The organism is Acrocarpospora corrugata (genome assembly GCF_009687845.1).
Classification (GTDB): Bacteria; Actinomycetota; Actinomycetes; order Streptosporangiales; family Streptosporangiaceae; genus Acrocarpospora; species Acrocarpospora corrugata.
This window is the reverse complement of sequence record NZ_BLAD01000075.1, coordinates 1-24,667: the sequence shown is the minus strand read 5'-3', so window position 1 is coordinate 24,667 and position 24,667 is coordinate 1. Positions and strand designations below refer to the sequence as shown.

The 24,667-nt window shown below is 70.0% G+C and carries 23 protein-coding genes and 1 pseudogene; 15 read left to right on the top strand and 9 right to left on the bottom strand.

What is annotated here, in order from left to right:
• Positions 1-4: 4 nt before the first annotated feature.
• Genes Acor_RS29840 through Acor_RS29825 form a run of 4 tightly spaced genes read left to right on the top strand, consistent with a single transcriptional unit; the run spans position 5 to position 3,888 of the window.
• A complete protein-coding gene (locus Acor_RS29840; protein WP_218034565.1) occupies positions 5-610 on the top strand; it encodes an RNA polymerase sigma factor in 606 nt (201 codons plus the stop codon).
• On the top strand, positions 594-2,045 hold the full coding sequence (locus Acor_RS29835) for a hypothetical protein (protein ID WP_155340098.1): 1,452 nt from the start codon (positions 594-596) through the stop codon (positions 2,043-2,045). Before Acor_RS29840 ends, Acor_RS29835 begins: the two co-directional genes overlap by 17 nt.
• Entirely contained in the window at positions 2,042-3,043 is a 1,002-nt protein-coding gene (locus tag Acor_RS29830; RefSeq protein ID WP_218034564.1) for an ABC transporter ATP-binding protein, read from the top strand. The genes Acor_RS29835 and Acor_RS29830 overlap by 4 nt, the downstream gene beginning before the upstream one ends.
• Positions 3,040-3,888 (top strand): ABC transporter permease, encoded by an 849-nt coding sequence (locus Acor_RS29825; RefSeq protein WP_155340097.1) that lies wholly within the window; start codon positions 3,040-3,042, stop codon positions 3,886-3,888. Before Acor_RS29830 ends, Acor_RS29825 begins: the two co-directional genes overlap by 4 nt.
• 4 nt (positions 3,889-3,892) lie before the next feature.
• Here Acor_RS29825 and Acor_RS29820 read toward each other — a convergent pair whose 3' ends face one another.
• On the bottom strand, positions 3,893-4,030 hold the full coding sequence (locus Acor_RS29820; RefSeq protein WP_155340096.1) for a hypothetical protein: 138 nt from the start codon (positions 4,028-4,030) through the stop codon (positions 3,893-3,895).
• A gap of 131 nt (positions 4,031-4,161) precedes the next feature.
• Positions 4,162-4,647 (bottom strand): hypothetical protein, encoded by a 486-nt coding sequence (locus Acor_RS29815; RefSeq protein WP_155340095.1) that lies wholly within the window; start codon positions 4,645-4,647, stop codon positions 4,162-4,164.
• Positions 4,648-4,905: 258 nt separating this feature from the next.
• Here Acor_RS29815 and Acor_RS29810 point away from each other — a divergent pair, with 258 nt between their 5' ends.
• Positions 4,906-5,613: a thermonuclease family protein gene (locus Acor_RS29810; protein ID WP_155340136.1), complete on the top strand. Its 708-nt coding sequence runs from the start codon at positions 4,906-4,908 to the stop codon at positions 5,611-5,613.
• 142 nt (positions 5,614-5,755) lie between these two features.
• Here Acor_RS29810 and Acor_RS29805 read toward each other — a convergent pair whose 3' ends face one another.
• The 4 genes from Acor_RS29805 to Acor_RS29790 form a co-directional block, all read right to left on the bottom strand.
• The gene (locus Acor_RS29805; protein WP_155340094.1) at positions 5,756-6,475 is read right to left on the bottom strand and encodes a CHAP domain-containing protein; all 720 of its coding nucleotides are present in this window, start codon (positions 6,473-6,475) and stop codon (positions 5,756-5,758) included.
• Entirely contained in the window at positions 6,472-6,636 is a 165-nt protein-coding gene (locus tag Acor_RS29800) for a hypothetical protein (RefSeq protein ID WP_155340093.1), read from the bottom strand. Before Acor_RS29800 ends, Acor_RS29805 begins: the two co-directional genes overlap by 4 nt.
• Positions 6,637-6,897: 261 nt before the next feature.
• Complete coding sequence (locus tag Acor_RS29795) at positions 6,898-7,326, bottom strand: DUF305 domain-containing protein (protein ID WP_155340092.1); 429 nt, start codon at positions 7,324-7,326, stop codon at positions 6,898-6,900.
• Between the two features lie 9 nt (positions 7,327-7,335).
• The gene (locus tag Acor_RS29790; RefSeq protein WP_155340091.1) at positions 7,336-7,539 is read right to left on the bottom strand and encodes a hypothetical protein; all 204 of its coding nucleotides are present in this window, start codon (positions 7,537-7,539) and stop codon (positions 7,336-7,338) included.
• A 378-nt stretch (positions 7,540-7,917) separates the two neighbouring features.
• Here Acor_RS29790 and Acor_RS45950 point away from each other — a divergent pair.
• The 9 genes and pseudogenes from Acor_RS45950 to Acor_RS29750 all read left to right on the top strand — a co-directional run.
• Positions 7,918-8,100: pseudogene (locus Acor_RS45950) on the top strand (hypothetical protein); the annotation flags it as partial.
• A gap of 78 nt (positions 8,101-8,178) precedes the next feature.
• The gene (locus tag Acor_RS29785) at positions 8,179-9,630 is read left to right on the top strand and encodes an LVIVD repeat-containing protein (RefSeq protein ID WP_246239315.1); all 1,452 of its coding nucleotides are present in this window, start codon (positions 8,179-8,181) and stop codon (positions 9,628-9,630) included.
• Positions 9,631-9,739: 109 nt separating this feature from the next.
• Positions 9,740-10,363, top strand: coding sequence for a hypothetical protein (locus Acor_RS29780; protein WP_155340089.1), 624 nt, complete (start codon positions 9,740-9,742; stop codon positions 10,361-10,363).
• A gap of 77 nt (positions 10,364-10,440) precedes the next feature.
• On the top strand, positions 10,441-11,595 hold the full coding sequence (locus Acor_RS29775; RefSeq protein WP_155340088.1) for a COG1470 family protein: 1,155 nt from the start codon (positions 10,441-10,443) through the stop codon (positions 11,593-11,595).
• A gap of 27 nt (positions 11,596-11,622) precedes the next feature.
• Positions 11,623-12,804: an OmpA family protein gene (locus tag Acor_RS29770; protein ID WP_155340087.1), complete on the top strand. Its 1,182-nt coding sequence runs from the start codon at positions 11,623-11,625 to the stop codon at positions 12,802-12,804.
• 13 nt (positions 12,805-12,817) lie between these two features.
• A complete protein-coding gene (locus Acor_RS29765; RefSeq protein WP_155340086.1) occupies positions 12,818-14,446 on the top strand; it encodes a hypothetical protein in 1,629 nt (542 codons plus the stop codon).
• Between the two features lie 103 nt (positions 14,447-14,549).
• Positions 14,550-16,484 carry a M48 family metalloprotease gene (locus Acor_RS29760; RefSeq protein ID WP_155340085.1) on the top strand — a complete coding sequence of 645 codons (1,935 nt, stop codon included), beginning with the start codon at positions 14,550-14,552 and terminating at the stop codon, positions 16,482-16,484.
• Complete coding sequence (locus tag Acor_RS29755; RefSeq protein WP_155340084.1) at positions 16,484-20,137, top strand: CHAT domain-containing protein; 3,654 nt, start codon at positions 16,484-16,486, stop codon at positions 20,135-20,137. The genes Acor_RS29760 and Acor_RS29755 overlap by 1 nt, the downstream gene beginning before the upstream one ends.
• A 30-nt stretch (positions 20,138-20,167) precedes the next feature.
• Positions 20,168-22,558 carry a helix-turn-helix domain-containing protein gene (locus tag Acor_RS29750; protein WP_155340083.1) on the top strand — a complete coding sequence of 797 codons (2,391 nt, stop codon included), beginning with the start codon at positions 20,168-20,170 and terminating at the stop codon, positions 22,556-22,558.
• Positions 22,559-22,560: 2 nt separating this feature from the next.
• Here the strand turns inward: Acor_RS29750 and Acor_RS29745 are convergent, their stop codons facing one another.
• Positions 22,561-23,022, bottom strand: a complete 462-nt coding sequence (locus Acor_RS29745) for a hypothetical protein (protein ID WP_155340082.1) — start codon at positions 23,020-23,022, stop codon at positions 22,561-22,563.
• Here Acor_RS29745 and Acor_RS29740 point away from each other — a divergent pair.
• Positions 23,003-23,299: a hypothetical protein gene (locus Acor_RS29740; RefSeq protein ID WP_155340081.1), complete on the top strand. Its 297-nt coding sequence runs from the start codon at positions 23,003-23,005 to the stop codon at positions 23,297-23,299. The genes Acor_RS29745 and Acor_RS29740 overlap by 20 nt on opposite strands.
• Before the next feature lie 96 nt (positions 23,300-23,395).
• Here the strand turns inward: Acor_RS29740 and Acor_RS43505 are convergent, their stop codons facing one another.
• On the bottom strand, positions 23,396-24,139 hold the full coding sequence (locus Acor_RS43505) for a hypothetical protein (RefSeq protein WP_218034563.1): 744 nt from the start codon (positions 24,137-24,139) through the stop codon (positions 23,396-23,398).
• A complete protein-coding gene (locus Acor_RS29735; RefSeq protein WP_218034562.1) occupies positions 24,025-24,567 on the bottom strand; it encodes a transposase in 543 nt (180 codons plus the stop codon). The genes Acor_RS43505 and Acor_RS29735 overlap by 115 nt, the downstream gene beginning before the upstream one ends.
• Positions 24,568-24,667: the final 100 nt, after the last annotated feature.

Sequence of the window (24,667 nt, the reverse complement as noted above, 5' to 3'; positions counted from 1 at the left end):
AGATGTGGACGTTGTAGTGCATGGCGGGAGCGCGTCGGTCGCCCGGTCCGGAGGGCACGGTGTGGTGGCCGGGCGGGAGGACGGTGGGGTGGTGGCGAGTCCTCCTGGAGGAGGTGCCGTCCGGGCTGACCTGGAACAGGTCTTCCGGGCGGCCTATCCGCGGGTGGTCGCGGTCGCCGCCCGGGTGCTCGGTTCCCGGGACGAGGCCGAGGACGTGGCCCAGGAGGTGTTCCTGAGGTTCGGGCGTTCCGCGGTGCCGGCCGGGGAGGCGGTTGGCTGGTTGAGCGTCGCCGCGGCGCACACCGCGCTGAACCATCTGCGCTCCGGTCGTCGCCGCGTCTCCCGTGAAGAGGCCGCCGACGACGGCGATGCCGTCTCCCCGGACGTCGCTGACGCGGTGGTGGCCCGCGAGGAGCGGCGGCGTGTACGGGCGGCTTTGGCGCGGCTTCCCCGCAGACAGGCCGTCGCCCTGGTCCTGCGGCACAGCGGCCTCAGCTACGCCGAGGTCGCCGCCGCTCTCGATCTTTCCCCCGGCAGCGTGGGCACCATCGTGCGACGCGCCGAATCCGCCCTGCGCGAGGAGTTGAATCGTCATGCGTCATCCGAGTGACGGCACACTGCGCCGCCTCCTGGACGAGCCGGCCGGCGTCACCGACGCCGACCGCGAGCACGTCACCGGCTGCCCGGCATGCCGGTCCGGACTGACAGCCGCCCGCCAGGACGCGGCCATCACCAGCGCGGCCCTGAGCGTCGGCTTCGACACCAGATGGCACCGCCCGTCGAACGCGACCACCGGTGTGGCACCGAGCGTCGAGTTCGCCCTGGACGTGGACACGGGATGGCACCACCAGTCGAACGCGGCCGCCAGCGCGGGCTCGAGCTTTGAGGTCGCCGTGGACGCGGGCGGGCATCGCCAGTCGAACGCGGCCACCGGCGCGGCATCGAGTCTTGAGGTCGCTGTCGAGGTGGACACCGGATGGCAGCCCCAGCCGAACGTGGTCCCAGGTGAGGCGCTGAGCGTCGAGTTCGACGTGGACGTGGACGCGGGCTGGCACCGCCAGTCGAACACGGCCGCCAGCGTGGGATCGAGCGTCGAGTTCGACGTGGACGTGGAGGCGGGGTGGCAGCGGCTGTCGAATGCGGTCGCTGCTGAGGAAGGGCGGGGATCGGCCACGGCTGTCTCTCGCTGGCGGTCGGCTGCGCCCGGACGCCGTTGGCGTGCGGTGCTGCGTAGTCCGGTGGTTGCCGTGGTCGGTGTTGTCGTCCTGCTGGCCGGGGCCGGGGCTGCGGTTGCCGGGGACTGGTTGCAGATCCTCCGGACTGAGCAGATCGCTCCGGTTGTCGCTCCTCAGGCTGACTTGGTCAAGCTGCCCGATCTGTCTGCCTTCGGCAAGCTTGAGATCACCGAGAAGCTTGGCGTGCGGGAGGTCGCCGACGTCGGCGCGGCGGAGAAGGCCAGTGGGCTTTCCGTTCCGTGGGTGAGCAAGTTGCCCCACGGTGTGACGGGAGAGCCCACGTATCACGTCGCGGCTCGGATCAGCGCGGTGTTCACTTTCTCGGCCGAGAAGGCGGCGCAGACCGCTGCGGCGGCCGGTCAGACGCCGCCACCGCCGCCCCCGGGTCTTGACGGCAGCCAGTTCCGGCTGGTCGCCGGTCCGGGGGTCGCCTCGGTCTGGTCGAAAGCGCGCGGGATCCCGGCCATGATCGTGGTCCGCGCGGCCGCGCCCACTGTGTACTCCTCGGGCATCCCGTTTGACACGGCCCGCGACTACCTGCTGTCCCTGCCCAGCCTGTCCGAAGAGGTCGCGTCGCAGCTGCGCGCCTTCTCCGGCGACGGGACGACGCTGCCCGTGGTCGTCTCGGTCGAGCGGCTGGCGAGCTCCACAGCCGACGTCGGCGGGGTGCCGGCCACGGTGCTGACCTCGCGCAACGGCGTGATGGCGGGCGTGGTCTGGGTGGATGACGGCATCGTGACCGCGGTGGCCGGCTCGCTCAGCGCCGATGAGGTGCTGTCGGTGGCTCGCGGGTTGCGGTGGGACCGGTGACCGGCCCCACCGCCCGGCTGGGCGCCAGCGCTTCCCTCGACGTCGGAGCCGAAGAGCAGCCAATCGCCGACCTGCCCCCGTCATCGGCCGTGTGGTGTTCGGGGCTGCGCAAGCGGTACCGGCGGCAGACCGCTGTCGACGGTGTGTCCTTCACCGTCGGACGTGGCGAAGTGGTGGGTCTGCTCGGACCGAACGGAGCCGGCAAGACCACCGTCATCAAGATCCTGCTCGGGCTGGTCCGGCCCGATGCCGGTGAGGTGCTGCTGCTCGGGCGGTCAGCGCGGGATCCGCAGGCCCGAGCCGGCGTCGGCTACCTGCCGGAACTCTTCCGGTATCAGCCGTGGCTGAGCGCCGCCGAGGTGCTGGCCCTGCACGTACGGCTCGCGGGTGTCACGGTGCCGGCCGCGGAGCGGCGCGCGTGCCTGGCCCTTGTCGGGCTCGCCGACCGCGCCGGCGACCGGGTGGGCGGCTTCTCCAAGGGCATGCAACAGCGCCTCGGACTGGCCGTCGCGCTGGTGGCCCGCCCGGACCTCGTCATCCTGGACGAGCCGACCAGCGCCCTGGACCCCCTCGGCCGGGCCGACGTCCGGGACCTGCTGCTCTCCCTCAAAGCACGCCAGGTCGCCGTGCTGCTCAACTCGCACCTCATCGGCGAGGTCGAGCGGGTCTGCGACCGAGTCGTCATCCTCGACAAGGGCCGGGTCGCCGCCTCCGGCACCCTCGCCGAGCTGCTCGGCCGACGCGAACTGCGGCTGCGGCTCGACGGGGTGGACTCGGCGGCGGAGGAACGGCTGGCCGCCGCCGGCGCGTTCACCCGCGACCGGGACTCGTTCGTCGTCGCGCTGCCCGCCGACCCGGACGCCACCACCGTGCCGGACCTCGTGGCCGACCTGGTCGGCCTCGGAGTGCGAGTGCACGCGGTCGAGCCCGCGCGGATCAGCCTTGAAGAGCGGCTGCTGGACATCCTCCGCGCCGGACCCACTGAGGAGCGCCGATGACTGCCCGGATCGTATTCACCGTCGCCGCGCTCACCCTTCAGGAGGCCGCCCGCCGGCGTGTGCTGCGCTCACTCGCCGTACTGACGATCACGCTGCTCGCGCTCAGCGCGTGGGGGTTCTCCCGGCTCGACGCGGAGTTCGGCGGGCTCACCACGGGGGAGGCCAAGGTGGCCGCCTCCACCGTGCTCAACCTGGTGATGTTCGGCCTGAGCCTGATCGCCGCGCTCGGCACGGCGTTCCTCGCCGGCCCCACCCTGGCCGGCGAGGTCGAGTCGGGGACGGCGCTGGCGATCCTGGCGCGGCCGATTCGCCGCTCGGCGGTGCTGCTGGGCAAGTGGCTGGGGCTGGTGGCTTTCGGCAGTGGCTTCGTGGCCCTTGCCGGGCTTGCCCAGTTCCTTATCGTCAGGACCACCCTGGGCTACTGGCCACCACAGCCGGCCATCGGCCTGGCGCTGCTCGCGGCCCAGACGATCGTGCTGCTCACCCTGGGACTGCTGCTGTCCACCGCCATCTCACCGATGGCCTCGGGCATCGTCGCGGTCGGCCTCTTCGGCGCCACCTGGATCGCCGGGGTGATCGGCGGGGTCGGCCAAGCCCTCGCCAATGACAGCGTGGCCAGGGTCGGCACCATCTCCCAGATGCTGCTGCCCACGGACGGCCTGTGGCGTGGGGCCATGCACGCCTTCCAGGACCAGACGTTGTTCACACAGGTCGGCCCAGGATTCGGGGCCTCCCCGTTCCTGAGCCAGGCCCCGCTCACCACCGCCTACCTCGGCTGGGCAGGCCTCTGGGTCGTCCTCGTACTGGTGCTCGCGGGGCTGGCCTTCCAGCGCCGCGACCTGTGAACCGTCAGCCCTGGGTCTCGGGCATTCCGACCGCCTGGAACGGATGCCGGTATGCAGAACAGTGGATGTCCTGGTGGTGGGTGTAGCCCGCCCTGGTGACCTGACCGGCCCGGCTGCTGGGTGAGATCGTCGACGACCTCACCCAGCCTGCCGACGTCCGGGCGCGACTTTGACCGTCTCACCCGGCACCCGCGCTCACTTAGACCGGCGCGAAGACCACGGCGACCGCTACGCCGCCGTCCTGAGCAACCGCTTCCCAGGTCTACGAACTGGTCACGGGTTGATGTTGAGCACCTGCAGGTTGATGTCGGTGGCGTCGCCGCCGCTCCATTCCACCCGCCCGGTGGCCACGCTCGCCTGCGTTTCCGGCTGGACGACCTGGTTGAAGCCCTTTCGCACGCGAATCGTGTCCTCCTGGCAGCCGCACTGACCCTCACGCAGGACGACTTCCCCGTGGTAGCGAATGGCGTTGCCCGGCAGCAGTTCGACGAAGCCGTGCAGTTCGGTGAGGACCTCTCCGCCGCAGGACCAGCTCTGGTCGATGACCATTTGCTGGCTGTTGAAGACGAGATCGTTGTCCAGCAGGGAGTAGGTGCAACGCTCATTGGTCCCGAAATTCTCGTCATCCATGATGTAGACGGTCCCGGAGACGACCACGCGCCGTTTTGCTTCGTCCGCTGAGGCCGACGCGGAGGTGATGCCAAGCATTCCCAACGTCGTAACTCCGGCACTACTCAGCGCCGCGATTTTCCCAAGCATGATTCTCTCCTACGCAGTGGCCCGAACGAGGCGTAGTCGATCTTTCCTGGGAGGCGTTCCGCGTAGGGCCTCGACTCCGCAAGGATCATCCCAAGATTCGAGGCCGCGTAGTCGAGCCGTGAGCGTTAATGGCCCGTTTTCGCAGGTTGGGCCCGGTTTACAGTAACGATCCGGTCTCCCATCCCATACCCGCGTAACCCATCCGAGAGAGCCACCCGTCCACGAAAGGAACACATCGCCAACCTCTGGAGCAACACAATGCGCCTCCCTTCCCGCGCGCTGGCCATTGTGGCCGCCGCCGCACTGGTTGCCCCTATTACCGCGGCGGTTCCGGTCGGCGCGGCCGTACGCCCCAAGGACGTCCCGAAGACCGCCCTCGCCGTGAAAATCAAAAAGATTGTCGACGGCGACACCGTGGACATCACGTACAAGGGGAAAAGCCTGCGGGTTCAGCTCCTGGAAATAGACGCTCCCGAGCGCGGCAAGTGCTGGTTCAGAACGGCGACCGCGCGGACGGCGGCGCTGCTCCCGGTCGGCAAACTCGCCTACGTGCTGCGGGACAAGCAACTCAAGGACCCGCACGGCGACTACCAGTTCTACGTGTGGAACGCTGGCGGCACGTTCGTCAACCGCAACCTCGTCCGGTACGGCTACGCCAAAGCGGTCCTCAAGCAGCCCAACGACAGATACATCCAGGTCATCCGTGCCGACCAGGCCAAGGCCAAAGCCGAGCGCCTGCGAATCTGGTCCGGCAAATGCGACACCGCAGGCGGCAGCGCGCCGACCCCGACGCCCAAACCCACGAACCCGACGCCGTCCGGCGGAACCGGAAGCGGCGACGACCCTCGATACCGCACGTGCGCGGAGGCCAACGACAACGGATACGGCCCCTACCGCCGCGGCATCGACCCCGAGTACGACTGGTACCAGGACCGAGACGGCGACGGAATCGTCTGCGAGCGCTGACCGAAGCCCAAGTCTGCCGAGGAGTAAGCGCCGGCCCGGGGCTTCCTGGTCGCGATTACGGACTGCACAGCACGACGTTCTGAAGTGCGAACCCCCGCCGGGATGGCGGGGGTTCGATAGGCCCGCGGAGCCGCACGGGTTCTCAGTGCACGCCGAGCAGCACAGGCCAGGTCTGCGGTCCGACGACGCCGTCGACCTCGATGCCCGCGGCAGTCTGCAGGCCGCGGATGCCGACGGAGTGGGCCGGGGTGAACATGGTGTCGCTGACACCGTCCAGGCCCGGGACGTCCCTGGCGAGCATCAGATGATGCATCGTGCGCACCTGCGGCCCCTGCTCGCCCTGCCTGAGAATCGGGAGTTCTCTCACGATGGCCTCCGTCCAGCTCTCGTGCTTCTCGTAGTCGGGGTTCCAGAACCCGGCGATGACTGACGCGTCACGTACGCGCCGCTTGCAGGTGTCCTCGGTGTTGCCCTCGATCGTCTGCAGCCTGCCGTCGCCGAGATTCTTCTCGACCACGCCGATGTGGTCGATCCGGCCGATGGAGTTGGTGCCGCCCCAGTCGAAGAACACCAGCGAGCCGGGCCGCGCGTACTGCTTGATGTCGGCCACGGTTCCCGGATGCCAGCGGCCGAGCCCTTCGCCGTCCTGCGCGTGCCACACCGTGTAGGCGCGATCCCCGTTGGGCAGGACCGCGGCGGCGTTGTCGGAGTGCCGTGCCCAGTACGAGATGGCCATATCGCACCACGGTTCCCGCAGGTACTCCGACCCGTTCCGGGCGGCGTACCAGCGAGTGATGACGTTCGGCCGGCCCGACAGTCCGAGGTCGTCGCTCGCCCGGGCCACCATTTTCTCGGCGGTCACGGCGTCCTCCTTCCGTTCGGCCCGTGCTCGTACACGCCGGTCTCCGGGTTGAGTACGTAGCCCAGAGAGACCAGGACCTGCTCCTCGTCCGGCTCGGTGGGACCCCACGGGTGGGTGTCCACGCCTTCCGCCACGAGTTCTGCTTCTGGTCTCCTGCTCATGATCAGCCATCCTGGTCGGGACGCGACGCCTGACCTCAGGCAAAAGTGATCCACCCAGAGACGGCCTGAATGCCGCGACTTGATCGGTCTGGAAAAGGCCGGCCGGTTTCGTCACCGGCTCCAGCAGCTGGCTGTTCGCATCGGCGACACGCCGCGAAACAGCCCCGGCACGGATACGTGCCTTGAGTTACGCCTGCCCCCCGCCGGCCAGGCGTAAATCCTTGAGACGACCAAGTCATCCTCAAATGGACTTATCTGGACTCAGTTCGGAGTGGGGCCGCCCAGTTGGGCCAGGAGTTTCTGCATGCGGTCGATCTCGATGCGCTGGTCGGCGTCGACGTGGGAGGCGAAAGTGAAGATCTCCGTTTCCTGGCCGCCGTCGCCGTCGAACAGTTTCTCGACCATCTGGAGCGCGCCCAGGTGATGGGCGATCATGTTCTGGGTGAAGGCCCGGTCGAAGTCTTCGCCGGTGGCCTTCTTCATCTCGGCGAACTGCTCCTCGGTCAGCATGCCGGGCATCAGCTCCGCGCCCGCGCCGGAGTGATCGTGGTTGGCGTCCGGTACCGTCTGGCCGCGGTCCTGGAGCCAGCGTCGCATCAGCGCGATCTCGTCCTCCTGGGAGGCCTCGATCCGCTTGGCGATCAAAGTGATGTCCCGGTTCGTGCTGCGGGAGGGGACCAGGCCGGTCATCCGCAGCGCCTAGGCGTGGTGCGGGATCATCCCCTGCATGAAGAGCACGTCCGAGGCCATGTACAGAGCGTCAGCGACCGTCGGCAGCGCGGTGGCGGCGAGCGTCTGTCCAGGGTTGCCTGGAGCTCCCGGTTGAACGATCATTGGCGCGGCCGGCGCCTTGGGCGTCTCCGCGGCGCATCCGGCGATCACACCCGTGACCAGCACGAACATGCCTATATATCGCAATGTGGGCAGCGAACTCATTATTTGGACCTGTTTCGCCTTGCTGGGTGGTGTCCATCCGGAACTGTAGAGATGTCATGGTATAGAACATCAAGGTCGTCTCCGTTACAGTTCGCGTGTAACACCAAAGTGGATCTCCCTCCCAGCTGGTGTCACAAGAGGCACCGGCCTGGTCCCGGGTGCCCCTCGCGATAGATCAACTACGGAGGGGATGCCCGAAAGAAGGGAAACGGCCCGTGAGAAGTAGCCGTTCGGCACGTGGGGGACGTGCCAGACTACAAAAGCTCGGGATCATCGCAGTAGGCGCGTTACTGGTGGGCCTCCTGCCAGCCGCGACCTCCGCGGCGGCCGACGTCGACCCCCCGGATCGGACTCGGCGCCGGATGGCTGGACGCCCAGCAGGCCATCAGCGGACTGGAACTGACCGCGCACCAGGACCGGCCGGAGGGCTTCTACGTCGCCTCCAACCCAGGAAGCGGTTCGTTCCTCAACTCTGACCTGGCATTTGGCGGGAACTACGCGTTCTCCGGCAACTATAACGGTTTCAACATCTATGACATCTCCAACGGCGACAGCCCCGTCCTGAAGACCTCGGTCGTCTGCCCCGGCGGCCAGGGCGACCTGTCGGTGTACGGGAACCTGCTGTTCATGTCGGTGGAGGAGACCCGCGGCCGGATCGACTGTGGCACGCAGGGAGCCAGCGGAACCGTCAACCCTGACCGCTTCCCCGGTGTCCGGGTCTTCGACATCAGCGACATCAGCCACCCGGTGCGGGTGGCGGCGGTGCAGACCTGCCGCGGGTCGCACACCCACTCGCTGGTGACCAGCGAGAACGAGCCGGAGAACGTCTACGTCTACGTCTCCGGCACCTCCAGCGTCCGCTCCGCGCAGGAGCTCGCGGGCTGCGCCAACACGGCGGCGACCGACCCGGCCACCTCGCTGTGGCGGATCGACGTCATCCGGGTTCCGCTGGCCGCGCCGCAGAACGCGGCGGTCGTGAGCAACCCCCGGCTGTTCACCGACTCGACGACCGGCGCGATCAACGGCCTGCAGAACACCCCGCCCACTCCGCAGCACCCGTCGGGCACCAACTGGTCGCCGTCGCCGGTCACCAGCCAGTGCCACGACATCACGTCATACCCGGAAATCGGGCTGGCCGCCGGCGCCTGCGCCGGTAACGGCATCCTGATCGACATCTCCGACCCGACGAACCCGAAGCGGCTCGACGCGGTCTCCGACCCCAACTACGCGTACTGGCACTCGGCCACCTTCAACAACGACGGTACGAAGGTCATCTTCACCGACGAGTGGGGCGGCGGCTCCGGCGCGCGCTGCAGGAGCACCGACCTGCCGTCCTGGGGTGCGAACTCGATCTATGACATCGTCGACGGCAAGCTCGTCTTCCGGAGCTACTACAAGCTGCCGGCGCCGCAGACGACGATGGAGAACTGTGTCGCGCACAACGGGTCGCTCGTCCCGATCCCCGGTCGCGACGTGATGGTCCAGGCCTGGTACCAGGGTGGCCTGTCGGTGTTCGACTTCACCGACTCCAGCAACCCGAAGGAGATCGCGTTCTTCGACCGCGGCCCGGTCAGCGGGACCTCGCTGGTCACCGGCGGCTTCTGGTCCGCCTACTGGTACAACGGCCACGTCTACGGCAACGAGATCGCGCGCGGTTTCGACGCCTTCAAGCTGAAGCCGAGCCAGTTCCTCAGCCAGGCCGAGATCAACGCGGCGGAGGCGGTGAAGCTCGGCGGGTTCAACCCGCAGAACCAGCCGAAGCTGACTCCTGGCCTCTCGCTGTCCGCGACCGCTCAGGCCCGCTGCGTGGGCACGTCGGCGTACGTGGCGGTCACGGCCGTCAACAACGGCACCGTGCCCGCGAACGTGACGCTGTCGAGCCCCTACGGTTCCAAGACCGTGGCCGACGTCGCTCCCGGCAAGCAGGCGTACCAGTCCTTCAACACCCGGACCAGGCAGCTCGCCGCCGGCACGGCGAACGTGACGGGCACCGCGACGATCGGTGGCCAGGTCACCGCGTCGCACGACGCCGCCTACGCCGCGATCAGCTGCGGCTGACCGGACCGGCGGTAGCCACGGCGTACGCGCCGAAGACGCCGCTTAGTTGAACCGGGGCCGGTCGGCCGACAGGCTGGCCGGCCCTGCCCCCCATAAGTGGAGTAACCATATGAAAAGAAACAGGATTCTCGCTGCGTCGGTGCTGGCTCTCGCGATTGCCGGTGTGGCCGGTCCCGCGATGGCGGCCGATGACCCCGACACCAACGGTGTTGAGGTGTCGGTGACGATCGAGCCTCTGCGTGTTCCCGGTCAGGTGTCGATGACGGTGGCCGACAACAGTGGCGTGACTCTGACGGAGAACGGATCCAACGCCGCCGCTCGTCAGTTCACCGGTACGCTGCCGACGGTCACGGTGACCGACACCCGTCTCCCGGACGAGATCCCCGCGGGGGACTTCTGGGCGGTGGTGGGTCAGTCGAGCCAGTTCGCGGCGACCGGTGACCCGGCCAAGACGATCGGTCCGGAGTACCTGGGCTGGGCTCCGCATCTGCTGACCGGTTCGACGACGGGGTTGGTGGCGCCGGGTGAGCCGGTTTCCAGTGTCGTCTCCGACGGCAGTGGAGCGCCCGCGGTGGGTCTGCAGGGCCAGGAGCTGCTGGTTTCGATCGCGGACTCGGCTGAGGAGATCGGCACTCACCAGGTCAACGCCAATCTCGCGCTGCGGACTCCGGTCGACGTCGCGGCCGGGGAGTACCACTCGACGCTGACGCTCTCGCTGTTCAACCAGTCCTGAGCCCAGGGGCCGAACGCCCCTGCCGCAGGTTCCGTCCGGGAACGTTCACGATCAGACAGGAGACACCTCCGTTGGCCATGAGCAGTCCGCGCAGGGCACCTGCCCTCCTCGCGCTCCTGTGCGCTGTCGGCGCGACCACCCTGGTCGGATTCGCCGGCCCGGCCGGCGCCGCAGGCCGCAGCGACGTCACCTGGTCGGTCGCGCCTGCCGACGCCAACGGCCCCGACGGCCGCAGCGTGATCGATCTCGAACTGGCCGGTGGGCAGGAGGCGACCGAGCATGTCGCGGTCATCAACCGCTCCACCAAGGAGGTCGTCTTCGCGATCGACGCCAACGACGGCTACCTGACCGCCAAGGGACTGTTCGACATGCGGCCCTCGGACGCCACGCCGACCGACGGCGGAGCATGGATCAAGGTTCCCGGCAAGGTGACCATTCCCGCCGGCGCCACCGCCGTCGTGCCGGTCAAGGTCACGGTGCCGCAGAACGCGACGCCGGGGGACCACCCCGCGGGTGTCACCGCGTCCGTGGAAACGATCTTCGAACAGGTCCGGGTCCAGAACCGGGTGGGCGTCCGGGTGAACCTCCGCGTGACCGGCGACTACGCGGCCAAACTCGCCGTGACCGACCTGCGGGCCGAATACACCGGCTCATGGAACCCCTTCGCCGCGGGCTCCATCGACGTGACCTACACCGTGGCCAACGCCGGCAACGTCCGGGTGGCCCCGGACGCGCAGATCCGCACGTCCGCGCTGGCGGGGGAGAGCGGCTGGGACGACACCTCCGAAGCCAAGACCAGGGAGATCATGCCGGGCGGCAGCCGCGAGTTCACCGCACGGGTGACCGGCGTCTGGCCGATGGGTTCGATCACCACGAAAGTCGTCGCGATCCCCGCACTCGTCGGTGAATCACCCCCCGAGCGTCGTCGCCGAACGAGTGACGATCGACACCACACTCTGGGCACTGCCATGGCCACAGCTCGTTCTCCTCGTCGTCGCCTTCTTCGTCATCCGGGTGGCCGCCTCCCGCCGCCGCCTCCAGCGCCAGGCCGAGATCCTCCGCGAGGCAAGCGCCCTGATCGCCCACTACGGCGGCGTACCGAAAGACTGACCTTGCCCGGGATGGGCCGATCCCTCTCAAGCAGAGCTGACCAAAGATTTATGTCCATGTCCGACTTTGTACGGATACAGAGTCATCTATGGATTGGGTGGGCTGGTCTGGCGTTGGCTTGATGCCCGTACAGGGGGAGGTCAGGCCAGATGGGAAGTAGTCGTTTCATTCCCGGTCGAGTGAAGGCGCTGGTCGTCTTGGCGTCGCTGGCGGCCGCGTGTGGCGGCGAATCGACGGAAGCCGACAGTGAACCAGCCAAGGGCGTCAGCGAGATCGTTCTGATCGCTGAGAAGACCGATCGGGTGGCAGGGGTCATTCCCAAGGACATGAGGGGTAAGGCGAAGGCGCTCGCGGAGAAGGGGGCCGGGACGCTGAGGGTCTTCGCGGTGGGGCGTACGGCGAGTGAGGTGGGTTTCATCGACCTGCGTATCACGCGAGCAGGGACGGATCAGGAGGAGCACAGCCCGCCGCTGCGCGCCATCGGGGTCGATGATCGGCTCACCGACCTGTCGGAGGCGATCGCGAAAGCGCAGGTCGGAAGTATCGGGTTCGACCTCTACGCGGCCCTGCAGGCGGCCGAGGACATTTCGAAGGGCGGCCGCGCGGATGTGACACTCGCGACTGCCGTTCTGACGGCTACCGTGGCGCCCCTCGATATGTCGGTACTGACGGCGGGGGATCCGGAAGCGGCGGTTCAGGAGGTGATGAAGACCGACATCAGCGAGGTCGACCTGTCTGGAGTCGATCTTCATCCGGTGCTGCTCACTCCGGGCGGGTCCGGGCAGGAGCCGCTGGGCGTCGCGAGCGAGGTGTGGCGCGAGAAGTTCATCGTCGGGCTCGGCCAGGCTCTGGGCGCACGGGTGAGCGAACCTGTGCGCGATCGGGAGCGGGCGGCGCCCTGGGCCGATCCGTCCGCCGTCCCGCCGATCGTCCAGATCGAACCGGAGCCGACCCCCACGCCCGACCCTCCGCGCGTGGGGAGGATCGACGCGGCGTACTTCCGGCCAGACGAGGCCGTGCTCATCGACCCGGCGGCGGTCGAGTCGAAGGCTGCCCAGATCGCCGGCCAGTACCTCGAAGCGCCGGCGGGCTCGGTCATGACCGTCACCGGGTTCTGCGCCAAGTTCGGCGACAACCCGGCCGGCGCCCGCGCCCTGTCCAAACGCCGGGCCGAGGTGATCAGGGACCTGCTCGTCGACGCCGGCGTGCCGCCCGAGTTCGTCCGGGCGGACGGAAAGGGCTGGGACGTCAAGGGCACGCCGGGGAAGCCCGCGCAGGACCGGGCGCAGCGTGTCGTCGTGGTGAAGATCACCGCGCCTGAGACCACGTGACAGGGGGAGGATCATGTCCGGCGAACTGGCGGATCACCACGGAAGCTGTCCCTACTGCTCGACGCGGCAGCTGGCCGGCAAGGCGATTCCGATCGAGGCCCTGCCCAGGGGGGAGGTGCTGCCACCCGAGGACATCCTGGGTGTCGGCGTGGCCATCACCGGCTCCCAGCGTGAGGAGACGGGGCCGCGCGCCGAGGCCAGGCAGCGCAAGGCGTTCGAAGACGCGCTGGAGCGCCTCCAGGATGAGGCTATGGAAGTGGCGAAACGCCACGACAACGGCCTGTTCCATGAAGCTCGGTGCGCGGTCGAGAAGACGACCGAGGCGGGCGCCGCGCTCCAGCAGCGGGCGACCATCCGCGACGCCGTCCACAACTATCGGGCCAGCGTCCGGCTGGCGGCCAAGCGTGCGCAGGAAAGCGACGACCAGCACACGAACAAGCCGCTGCGCCGCCGCTGGGTGATCGTCGTCGCGGGCGCGACGGCCATCGTCGACGTGGCCCTCTACTGGGAGCTCATCTTCAACCTCGGGCCGCTGGACTCACTCGCGTCCCTGGTGCAGTGGGGCGCCGCCGCCTGCCTGGCGTTGCTCTGGACGGTCGCGATGGACTTCAGCCTGGAGGCGTACCGGACGCGCGAGCGGTCGAGCCGGGACGCGCGGTCGGCGCTGCGGGACCACAACCGCGACCATCGTGACACCGGCCTGGACGTGGCGGCGCGCAGCCGGGCGGAGGCCATCCTGGCCCAGATCAAGGCCGCCGACCGCCTGACCCGGCTCGCCTTCGGTTTCGTCCTCACGGTCACGCTGATCAACACCCTGCTGATCGGGGGCCGGGTGGCGTCCATGGTCCGCTCGGCGGGCAGATCCGTGGCCGAGGCGGCGATCTTCGGGCTGGCGGCGGGACTCATCGTCTGCGCGGTCTTCGCCGTGCTGACCATCCTGCTCACGCGCGGCAACGATCTCGGAAACCGGCTGCGCGACGGGCGGGCGGGCCTGGCGAAGCTCGGGGCGCGGCTGGAGGCGTCGGTTCAGCGGGCGACCACGCTCGCCGGGCAGGCGACCAGGCACGTCGACGCCGCCGACCTGGCGGCCGTGCACGCCGAGGAGGACCGGCAGTGGGTGCTCCGGCGCTACCGGCAGGGCATGACCTGGGCGATGGTGCAACTGGGCCTGGACGAGATGCCCATCAGACCGGAGAACATCGTCGTCCACGCGATGACGACGTACACCGAAGGCAGCAAGACCCTGGAGACCGCCCGGCTCGGGCTTCCGTCGCTCGCGGCGGAGCTGAGGCAGGCGCGGGAGGAGGCGCAGGAACTCCAGGCCGCGCTGCACGGGGTGACGGAGCCTACGGCGACCACGCAGGCGTTCGGCATGGAGGCGATCGAGTCGGCGAGGCCGGTCCCTCCGCCGAGCCGGCCCGTGGTTTCCCGCGTGGTGCCGCCGCTGCGTCCCGGAGAGGGTTCGCGGATCATCCCGCTGGACCCCCCGCTGCCCCGGCCCGGTTCTGTGCCGGGCATGCCCAACCAGGCGAAATGGCTTCCGATCGCCGGGGCGGTCGTCGCGGCGGCTGCGGCCCTGGTCATGGCCGTCACGACGGCATCCCCCACGGAACGATCCAAGGTCGTGCAAACCGACACGTGATGCGACATTTCCAGAACACTGGCGGTAACCCGCTGGCTACTCATTTGGCTGCTTGCTAGCCTGCTGGTACCGGTTCGGGGCGCCGCCGCCTGAAGGAGCTTCCATGCTGCCCCCAGCCGGATCCCCCGAGAGTCACCGAGCCGGACTCGGCCTCGTCAAACGCCAGCGGGTACGCAACCGGCTGCTCATGGGCGTGCTCGGACTGGTTCTCCTGGCCGCCGTCGCCGCTGTCGCCACCATCGTCGCGGCGTCCGCGCGCGATGTCGCCGCGGGGCTGGCGGCCGGGGGCGTGCTCGTCGCCGTCATGGTGATCTGCGGGCTGTCGAACGACTCGCTGACGTTGTGGCGCTTCGGCGAGGTGCACGACCCGGAACGGCGGGAGGCGCTGCAGGCGATCGTGAACCGGATGGCGGCGGAGTTCCGGATCGCGCCGCCCCGGGTCAGGATCATGGACAACGGCGTGAACGCGGTGGCGATCGGGTCCGGGGGCCGGGCCCACATCTGCCTGTCCGTACGGCTGCTCGCCCTCTACCACGACGACCCCGACGAGCTGGAAGCCGTCATCGCGCACGAACTCGCCCATCACGCCAACGGCGACTCCTGGATGGCGAGCGTGCTGGTGGGCGCCATGATGTGGAACCGCTGGGTCTACACCCTGCTGACGTTCTACGCCGAAGCCCTGCGAATCGTCTGCCTGGGGTTCCTGGCGGCGACCACGAACAGGTCAGGGCCCATCGTCGGTCCGCTGCGGCTGTCCTGCGCCGTCATCGCCAGGTTCGTCGCGCCCGCGATCCGCAAGGCCGGCAAGATCGTGCTGGTCGTCAACCACGCGATCCTGATGGCGCTGTGCCGGCATCGGGAGTTCGCGGCGGACGCGGTGGCGGCGTACGTCACCGGGAGACCCGAGGCTCTCTGCGCCGCCTTGGAGCGGATCGAGGGGGAGCCGACGACCCTGGTCCGGGGGCGCTGGCTGGCGCAGGAACGCGCCATCGCGCGGGCGGTGTCCGGGGGCGGGCTCGCCGAACTGCTCTCCACCCATCCGAGCACGAGCCGCCGCATCGAGCGTCTGCTCGGGTACACGACGGGCGGCGAGCCGTTCCGCGACAGAATCCCGGTCCTGGTCGCGGGTTTCGTGACGTTGGCGCTGGTCATCGCAGGCAGCGGCGTGGCGGGGTACACCGCGATCGGTTCCAGGCCCCAGGTGTCGTACGGGACGACCATCGCGCAGGCGGGCTCCCCCGTGGCCGCCGACGACGACTTGGCCCCGGATCCGGCCACCGACCTCGCGACGATGCCACCGGAAACACCCGGCCTCGCCGAACCGCCACCCGAACCTGCCACCACGTCGGCTGAGCCACCTGCGGAACCTCCCGCCGAACCCTCCACCAAATCCCCAAATAAGCTGAACAAGCCGGATAAATCACCTTCCAAGCCCCCTTCGCCCACGACGGACCCGGAGACGGACCCGGAAACCCCGACCCCACCCGCGACCGGCCGATCCGCCGACCCTTCCCCCACGCCATCCACGACCCCAGAACCGACCGCTGAACCGACCCAAGAACCGGCTCCCGACCCGCCCGCCGCAGCACCTGTCCGGCTGGGCGGCGTCGACTTCGACGCGTACTGCCGCCTCCTGGGCGCCGGCGACGCCACCCTCGAAGAGAACAACGTTTACGGCTGGCGCTGCGACGGCCGCCCCCTCTCGGTCACCGACGCCTGCAAACAGCTGTACGGCGACGAGAACGCCCTGGACAAAGCACTCAACTACGCCGACCCCGAATCCTGGGAGTGCTGGCAGGTCACCCGCCGCCTCGGCGTCCTGGACTCCGCCGACTTCGACGCCCACTGCCAGGCCGGGGGAGCGGAGGACGCGACCCTCGTCGCCGACCACGCGTACGGCTGGCGTTGCCGTACCACCGACGGCACCGAGACCGGCATATCCGTCATCGACGTCTGCCGTCGGCGACATGACGAACCGGCCGCCATCGACCGGATGGCCGACTACCACAACCCCGACTCCTGGGAGTGCTGGATCTGATGGGACGCTCCGCCGCGGAAGCCCTGACCGTCCTGGTCATGCGCCTGCTCGAAGCCGATTCGTGGGGCGAGTCGTTCGAACTCGTGGCCCGGCACCCGGAGGAACTGCTGCACGAGGACGCGCTCTTCGTCCTCGACGTCATGGTCCCGTTCATCCAGCAGTTCGGACCCGCCAACGGACTCAGCCAGCTGGCGAGGCACCGCCGCTTCCTGGAACTCTGCGCGCGAAGCCGGGCCGGGCACCCCGAATCCTGGCCGTCGAGCCCCGCCACTCTGGTGGAGATAGTCCGTGAACTCGACCACGGCGAAGCCATCGCGGCCGAGGACCTGGAAGACGACCACGACGCCGGCGAAGCCATCGCGGCCGAGTACTCGGAAGACGAACCCCTGGGGTCGGCCCGTCGCATCCTGGAGATGGTCACCCTGCTGGAGCGTCTGGCAGACACCCCCACCCTGGCCGCCGCCGAGCAGCTGATCAAGGCGAATCCCCGGCTGCTGGACGACCCCATGGCCGGTGTCCACCTGACGGAAACCGCGGACCTGGCGGCCAGGATGGGCCGCCCCGAGGAACCAGCTCATCTGCGCGACCTGGTGGCCCTGCTCGCGCGCCTCCGCGGCGAACCCGAAAAACACTCCGAAGCGACGGCGTCCCGCCCACCGGAAACCCCCGGACACTTCCACGAGTTGTGGGACAACGCGGTGGCAGCTGACGAGCGGGCCAAGACCGGGCTCCACGGCTGGCCCGGGGCGATCGACGCCGCCGCCGCATGGGAGAGCATGATCGAGCGCCCGGACTTCGTCGGTACCGATCCCGAATTCCAGGGCCTGGTGCTGAGCAGCGCCGGTGTCGCCTACCTGCGCGTGGACTGGATCGAGAACGACGCGACAGCCTTGGACGGCGCCATCCGCTGCTGGGCCAGGCTCGTCGAGATGGCTTTCGGGCGGCAGCCGTGGGCCGAAGGTTACCCCGCCAACCTGGCGGCCCTGTTCATGCAGCGCTATCAGCGCTACGGCCGCCACCTCGAAGACCTCAAGGCGGCGATCCGCGAGTATGAGCGGCTACGTGACGCGGACCTGCTCGACGACCCACGGCGCATGGGCGCGTACGCGGCCACGCTCTCCGAGCGCGCGTCCCGGCTGGGCCGGGCGGACGACCTCACGACCGCCATCGACTGGCACCGGAGAGCAATCGCCAAAGCATCCGCCACGGATCCGCGCGGTCAGGCCGAGCTCCAGCGGGACCTGGCCACCTCCCTGATCCGCAGGTTCGAGGAAACCGGAGCGCTCGCCGACCTGGACGACGCCATCGCGGCCGGTCGCGCGGCGGTCGCCGGTGGCGAACTCGGCCAGGAGCGGCTGAGCTGTCTCGGCAGCCTGGCCACGGCCCTGTCCACCAGATTCGAGCGGTACGGCGACCTCGCCGACCTCGACGAGGCGATCACCTTCGGCCGGGAAGCCCTCGACTCGCTCGCAGAACAGCCCGCCGGCCTGACCGACGTGATGGAACCGATCGTCGACCACCTGGAGGCAGCGGGCCTGCCCGCCGAACTGATCGCACAACTCAAGACGCAGGCTCCCCCCACGGAAGGACTGCCCCCGCACGAACGCGCCGGGCTGCTCTCCAACCTGGGCACCGACCTCACCAGACGTTTCCGCATAACCGCGAACGTCGCCGACATCGACGAGGCGATCACCCGGCAGCGTGCGGCGGTCGACATCACGCCACACGACCACCCGGACCGGATGCGCTGCCTGACCGGACTCAGCCAGGCCCACCTGACCCGCTACCGCCACGCGGCGGAACGGGATCTCCCCACCGCCGTCAACGCCGCGTACGCGGCCCGCAACGCCGCATACACGATCAGGGACGCCACCCCCGGCGACCACCCGAGCCCGCACGTCGTGGAACAGACCCTCCACCACGCGCTGCTCACCCAGTACGAGTTCTCCGGCCGCCAAGCGCATCTGGAGGCCGCCAGGGAACAGGCGAGGCGCATGGTCGGCGCCACCGCCGAGACCCACCCCGACCGGGGGCAATACCTGCTGCACCTGGGCAACGTGCTCGACCTGCCCCGCCGCAGGGCCGTCCAGCTGAACCCGGCGTGGGAGCAGGAAGCGCGCGACAAGTGGCTGGAAGCGGCCGGCAGCACGGTGACCCCGCCGCTGATCCGGGCTTACGCCCGGCGGTTGCTCGGCGAGGATCTGGTGCGATCCGGCGACCTCCGCGCCGCCTCCGGCCACTTCGAGAAGGCGATGGAGCTGCTGCCCGAAGTGGTGTGGCGCGGCCTGAGCCAGGCCACCAGGGAACGCCAGCTCAGCAGCTGGAACGGTCTGGCCACCGACGCCGCCGCCTGCGCCATCGCGCACGGTGACCTTCAACGAGCCCTCGAACTGCTGGAACAGGGCAGATCCGTGCTCTGGTCCCAGCAGCTGGACATCCGGACGGACCTCACGGCGCTCAAAGCGAAGGCCCCCGACTTGGCCGCCCGGCTCCAGCGACTACACGCCGGCCTGGATTCGGCGGCCGTGAACGGCGCGGACACGGATCGGCGCATCGCCGACGCCCGCGAGTGGGAGACGACGATCGCCGAGGTCCAGGCGCTGCCCGGCTTCGACACCTTCCTGCGGCCGGCGCCGTTCGCGGAGTTCGCCCGCGTGCCAGGACCGGTGATCGTCCTCAACGTGAGCACGATCCGCTGCGACGCCATGCTGGTGCGCGACGGCGAGGTGAGCTCGCTGCCCCTGCCCATCACCTACGACCGGATCCTCACCCTGGCGAACGACCACCTCACCTATCTGGAACAAGCGAATGGAAGGCTGGACACCGGCAGGTGGCCGCTCCTCGACGAACTCTGGCGGGACATCGCCGAACCCTGCCTGTCCGCGCTCGGCGTCACCTCGGCCGGCCGCGAACGGGTCTGGTGGTGCCCCACCGGCCCGCTCGCCTTCCTGCCCCTGCACGCGGCGGGCGACGACCACGACAGTGTGCTCGACCGCACCGTGCCGTCCTACACCACCACCCTGACCGCGCTGACGCGTGCCGCGAAGGCGGCGCGGCCCGCCCCGGAGTTCCGGCGGCTGCTCTGCGTCGGAGTCCGAAAGAGCCCGGGAACCCCGCCGCTGGTCTACGCGGTGCGGGAGGCGTCCGAAGTGGCGGCGAAGGTTCCAGGCACGACGCTGCTGAACGCGGACGCCACCCGGGCGGGGCTGCTGGCCGAACTGCCCCGCCACGCCTGGGTTCATCTGGCCTGTCATGGCGGGCAGGACCCGTGGAACCCCTCCGACGGCGCGCTGTACCTCGCCGATGGGCAGGTGCGGATGCCGGAGATCGCGGGGCTGCGCCTGAAGAACGCGGAGTTCGCGTTTCTGAGCGCCTGCCGTACCGCTGCCGGCGGATACGCCCTTCCGGACGAATCGCTGCACCTCACGGCGGCGCTGCAGCAGGCGGGGTTCCGGCACGTGACCGGGTCGCTCTGGCCGGTCGGCGACCTGGCCAGTCTCGAACTGAGCGAGCCGATGTACACGGTGCTGGCGGACGGCGGATTCGACGCCTCCCGGGCCGCCCACGCTTTGCACGAAGCCGTGCTCCAGCTGCGCGCGGCTCACCGGAAGAGGCCCTTCATCTGGGCTCCCTACGTGCACTTTGGACCATGAGGACCATGAGGACCATGAGGGGACTTTGGGATGCGCCCGGATCCTGATGCGATCTCGACGGTCGAGGAGTTCGCGCAGGCGCTGACCCTGCTGATGGACCAGGCGGGGCTCACCCTGCGCGGGCTCGCCAAACGGGCCGGCATTCCTCCGCAGACCGTGAGCGACTATCTCAACGCGCGGAACCGCCCGAGGATCTCCTCGGCCAACCTGGCGAAGCTCCTCAAAGCCTGCGGGATCACCAGCGACGGCGAGATCGACCGCTGGTACGCGCTGCTGCGCCGGCTCTGGCGGGGCAAACCCGTGCTCCCGCAGGCTGAGCCGGCGCGGGAGCCGCCCTCGTACGGCATAGTCTCCACCCGGCCGCCGGTGGAACGCCTCAGCGAGGAGCCCACCCTGGTCGGCCGCCAGGACCTGCTCCGCCTGCTCGGCGCGGGACTGACCGCCGACTGGGACGGCCCGCGGGTGCACGTGCTGCACGGCCTGGGCGGCACCGGCAAGAGCGCGGTCGCGCTCGCCCTGGTGCGCTGGGCGCTTGAGCGGAAGGTGCACACCTGGTGGGTGACGGCCGCCGACGGTCCTGGCGCGGTCTCCGACGGCATGCGGGCGCTCGCGGTGCAGCTCGGCGCGGGCCGGGAGGTCATGCGCTCGGGCAGCCACCCCGACGTCCTGTGGCGGTTGCTCAACAAGTACCGCTCCCCGTGGCTGCTGGTCATCGACGACACCGATGACCCGCGCCGGGAACTCTGCCTGAACGGCGCGCCGGTCACCGACGCCACCGGCTGGCTGCGCCCGGTCGAGGGCAGATTCGGCCTGGTGGTCGTCACCACCCGGGATTCCTTCTCGTGGGGCCGGCCCGGCTCGTGGGCCAGGTCGCACCGGATCGAGCCGCTCACCGCCGGCCAGGGCGCGGACGTGCTGCGGGAGCTGGCGCCCCAGGCGGGCTCGGCGGAGGACGCGCACGCGCTCGCCGAGCGGCTCGGCGGCCTGCCGCTCGCGCTGCGCCTGGCCGGTCTGCATCTGGCCCAGGCCGCCGGTCTGCCCGGCCGGCTCGCGGGGCCGGCCACCTTCGCCGAGTACGGTGAGGCGCTGCGGCAGGACGAGGACGTGCTCGACGTGGACGCACCCGGCGGGCTCCGGCACCGGCAGCGGATCGACCGGACCTGGGAGCTCTCCCTCGACCTGCTGGCGGACCAGGGCCTGCCGCAGGCCCGGCCGCTGCTGCGGCTGCTCGCGTGTTTCCGCCAGGCCGCCGTGCCGTACGGGCTGCTGCTCAGGCCCGAGATCCTGTCCCGGTCCCCGCTGCTCGCCGGCCTGACCACCGGCTCGTTGCGCGCGGCGCTGCTCGGCCTGTCCGGGGTGGGCCTGGTCGACCTCGTCCGGGACTCCGCCGCCGACCCGGCGGTCGCCGACCTGCTGCTGATCCATCCGCTGGTGCGGTACGCCTGCCGCCGGCACGCCCGCGACGACCTGCCGGAACTCCTCTCGGTGAGCACGGCTCTGCTGGCCGCCGTGGCCGACGAGCTCGACCCCAAGAATCCGGTGTCCTGGTCCGGCTGGCGGGCCCTGGCCGACCACTGCCACAGCCCGTTCGACCTGATGGAACCCGGTCCCCAGCCGTCCGCGGGCGTGCTCGGCCCCGCCACGCTGGCCGCGCGCTACCTGCTCTACGCGGGCCGTTTCGAGGAGGCCGGCGACCGGTACGGCTCGCTGCTGACGATCGGCGTCGGCCTGTTCGGAGCCGACCACCCCGACGTGCTCGCCGTCCTGCACGACCTTAGCCAGGTGCGCGCCTCCCTCGGCAGGTACGCGGAGGCGGAGCGCGGCTTCGGCGAGGCGCTCACCGCCCGGCGGCTGGTGCTGGGCCCCGAACATCCGGACACCCTGACCACCCAGCACTATCTGGGCCGGCTGCTGCTCGACCAGGGCCGGCTCGACCAGGCGGAGGAACTGCTCCGGCCCACCCTGGCCGCCCGCGAGCGGGTGCTCGGGCCGCTCAGCACCGACACCCTCACCAGCAAGAACAACCTGGCCCACCTGCTGTACGCGCGAAACCTGCTGGCGGAGGCCGAGCACCTGCTGACCGAGGTGCTCCGCGACCGTACCCAGGTCCTCGGCGCGGACTTCCCCGCCACCCTCATCACCCGGCACTACCTGGCCCTGATCGAGCAGGCGCGCGGCCGGCACGCCGCCGCCCTGGCGCGGCTGCGGGAACTGGCCGCGGTGTGCGTCCGGGTGCAGGGGCCCGAGCACCACCGGTCGCTGGCCATCCGCCACTCCCTCGGCGAGGCGCTGCTCGCGCTGGAGGACCGCGACGGCGCGCGGTCCGTGCTGACCGGCGTGCTCGACGGGCGGACCAGGGTCCTCGGCCCGGATCACCCGCACACCCTCGCCACCGAGAAGGTCCTCGGCCGATGCCGGTGAGGTCAGATCCCCTTGCGCAGCCGCGCGGTGACCTCGACGCCGATCGCGGGGTCCGGCCAGGTGTCCACCGGCACGCCGAGTGACCTGGCCAGGGCGGCGCCGTACAGGTCGGCGAGGGACTCCACCAGGTCGGTGAAGTCGCCCCACGCGGCGCGGCCCGACCACCAGGCCGCCGCGCACCCGGCGACGGCGACCAGCAGGGCGGGCCACCACCACGGGGCGATCAGCAGGTAGAGCAGGCCGCCGCCACCGTGCACGCCCGCCGTGTGCCAGGCCGCGTACGCCTTGCGGGCTTCGTCGCGGACCCGCGAGGGGAGCGTCAGCCAGAGCCGGGGCCAGGCCGCCCACAGGTCGAGGCCGTACTCGCCGTGGATGTGTTTCTCCCGGGCGGCCATGGCGTCGCCCATCCAGGTGGCGTGCCGGGGACGCGACAGGGAGATCCGGTTGCGGCGGGCGGCGGCCACCGCCTTCGCCGCGTCGTCGCCACCGGCTCGCGCGTCCCTGGAAGGCGTGTTCGGCGGCCTCCCATCGGCGCAGGCGGCCAGCGGCCAGCCGCCGCGACAGGGTGCCGCCGGGTCCTCGGATCCAGCACGCCCGCGTCAGCCGCCCGGCGTACTCCGCGGCCGTCCCGTGTACGGCCACCGCGACCAGGAACAGCGCGGCGCAGGCGAGCACGGCGGCTGGCCGGTCCGGCAGGGCGTTCGCCCGCTTGATCAGCACGCCGACGTCGTACCAGGATGAATGGCCGAGCGCGGGACCGGCGAAGGCGGTCGCCGCCCAGAGCGCGCCGGGGACCGGCGAACGCCTGCCGTGCGGGGCGAGCAGCACGTCCATCGGTCATGATCCGCGCATGCGCATGTTGCGGCCGACGTGGCAGCGGGGCGCGGGGCCGTCGGTCTCCCGCGTCTGCGTGCGCGCGCACCTGCCGATCGGGCACACGTACACCGGGTCCATGATCGGGTAGCCGCCGTACAGGCCGTCCAGGCCCCGGTCGCCGGTGCCGTACCGTTCGTCCAGCCGTTTCAGCAGTTCGGCGAAGTCCGCTCCCGCCTCGTGCCCGTGCTGCGCGGCGGTCATCAGGCCTTCCAGTTCGCTGGTCAGGCCCACCTTCTCGGCGCGTTCCCGCAACGTCGGCAGGAGCAGGCAGAACTCGCCGATCCACGCCGCCTCGCCCACCGGGCCGTACGACCGGGGGGCCTCGGGGCGGCGGGGCGGCGCCAGGCTCTCCTGGTAGGCGTCCAGCGCCCGCGCCGAAGATTCGGAGCTGGCCGGAAGGTGCTCGACGTCGCGGACCAGACGCCGGTGGAACATCAAGATGCCGTAGGTCTGCTCGACCACGCACCGTTTGGGCTGGGGGACGAACCCCTTGTCGGCGGGGTTACGTTCGACGATCTCCACGTCGATCCCCAGACCGGCGCCATGCGCGACGACCGCGTTCTTGAACCCCTGGTCGGCCAGCGCCTTGGTCACCGTGCCCTCGGTGCTCGCGGCGACCCGGCCCAGCAGGGCGATCCCGGCGGTGTTCTCGTGCGCCGAGGCGGCCAGCACCACGACCGCGATGACCAGGCCCAGCACGTCCACGGCCAGGCCACGCTTGCGCCCGGTACCCTTTTCGCGGCGTCCCGTCCGGTGGTGGAGGCGGGGACCCCGGCCGCGACGTGGACGCTCTGGGTGTCCAGCACCACCAGGCTCGGATCGGCTAATCGGCCCTTCCTCTCCCGCAGATGCCAGCGCAGCAGGTCGTGAATCGCCTGGTCGGTGCCGTCATCGCGCCACTTGGAAAAGTAGTGGTACGTCGCGCTCTTGGGCGGCAGGTCGTGCGGGAGATAGTCCCATTGGACGCCGGTTCGTCCCTGGTAGCGGATGGCGTTCACGATCTCGCGTAACTCGTAGTTGCCCTGGTGGCCGCTGACGGATGGGTGCGCGGCCTTCCACGCCGCGAGCACCGGCTCGATCAACGCCCATTCCGCGTCGGATAAGTCGCTCGGGTACGGCTTACGCTCGGTCACCCGGCTATCCCAGCACATCCGATCTCGCCGATCGGCGGTAACGCTACAAATCCATACGATCACACTGCGACATCACGAGCATATGCTCGCGGAACGCACT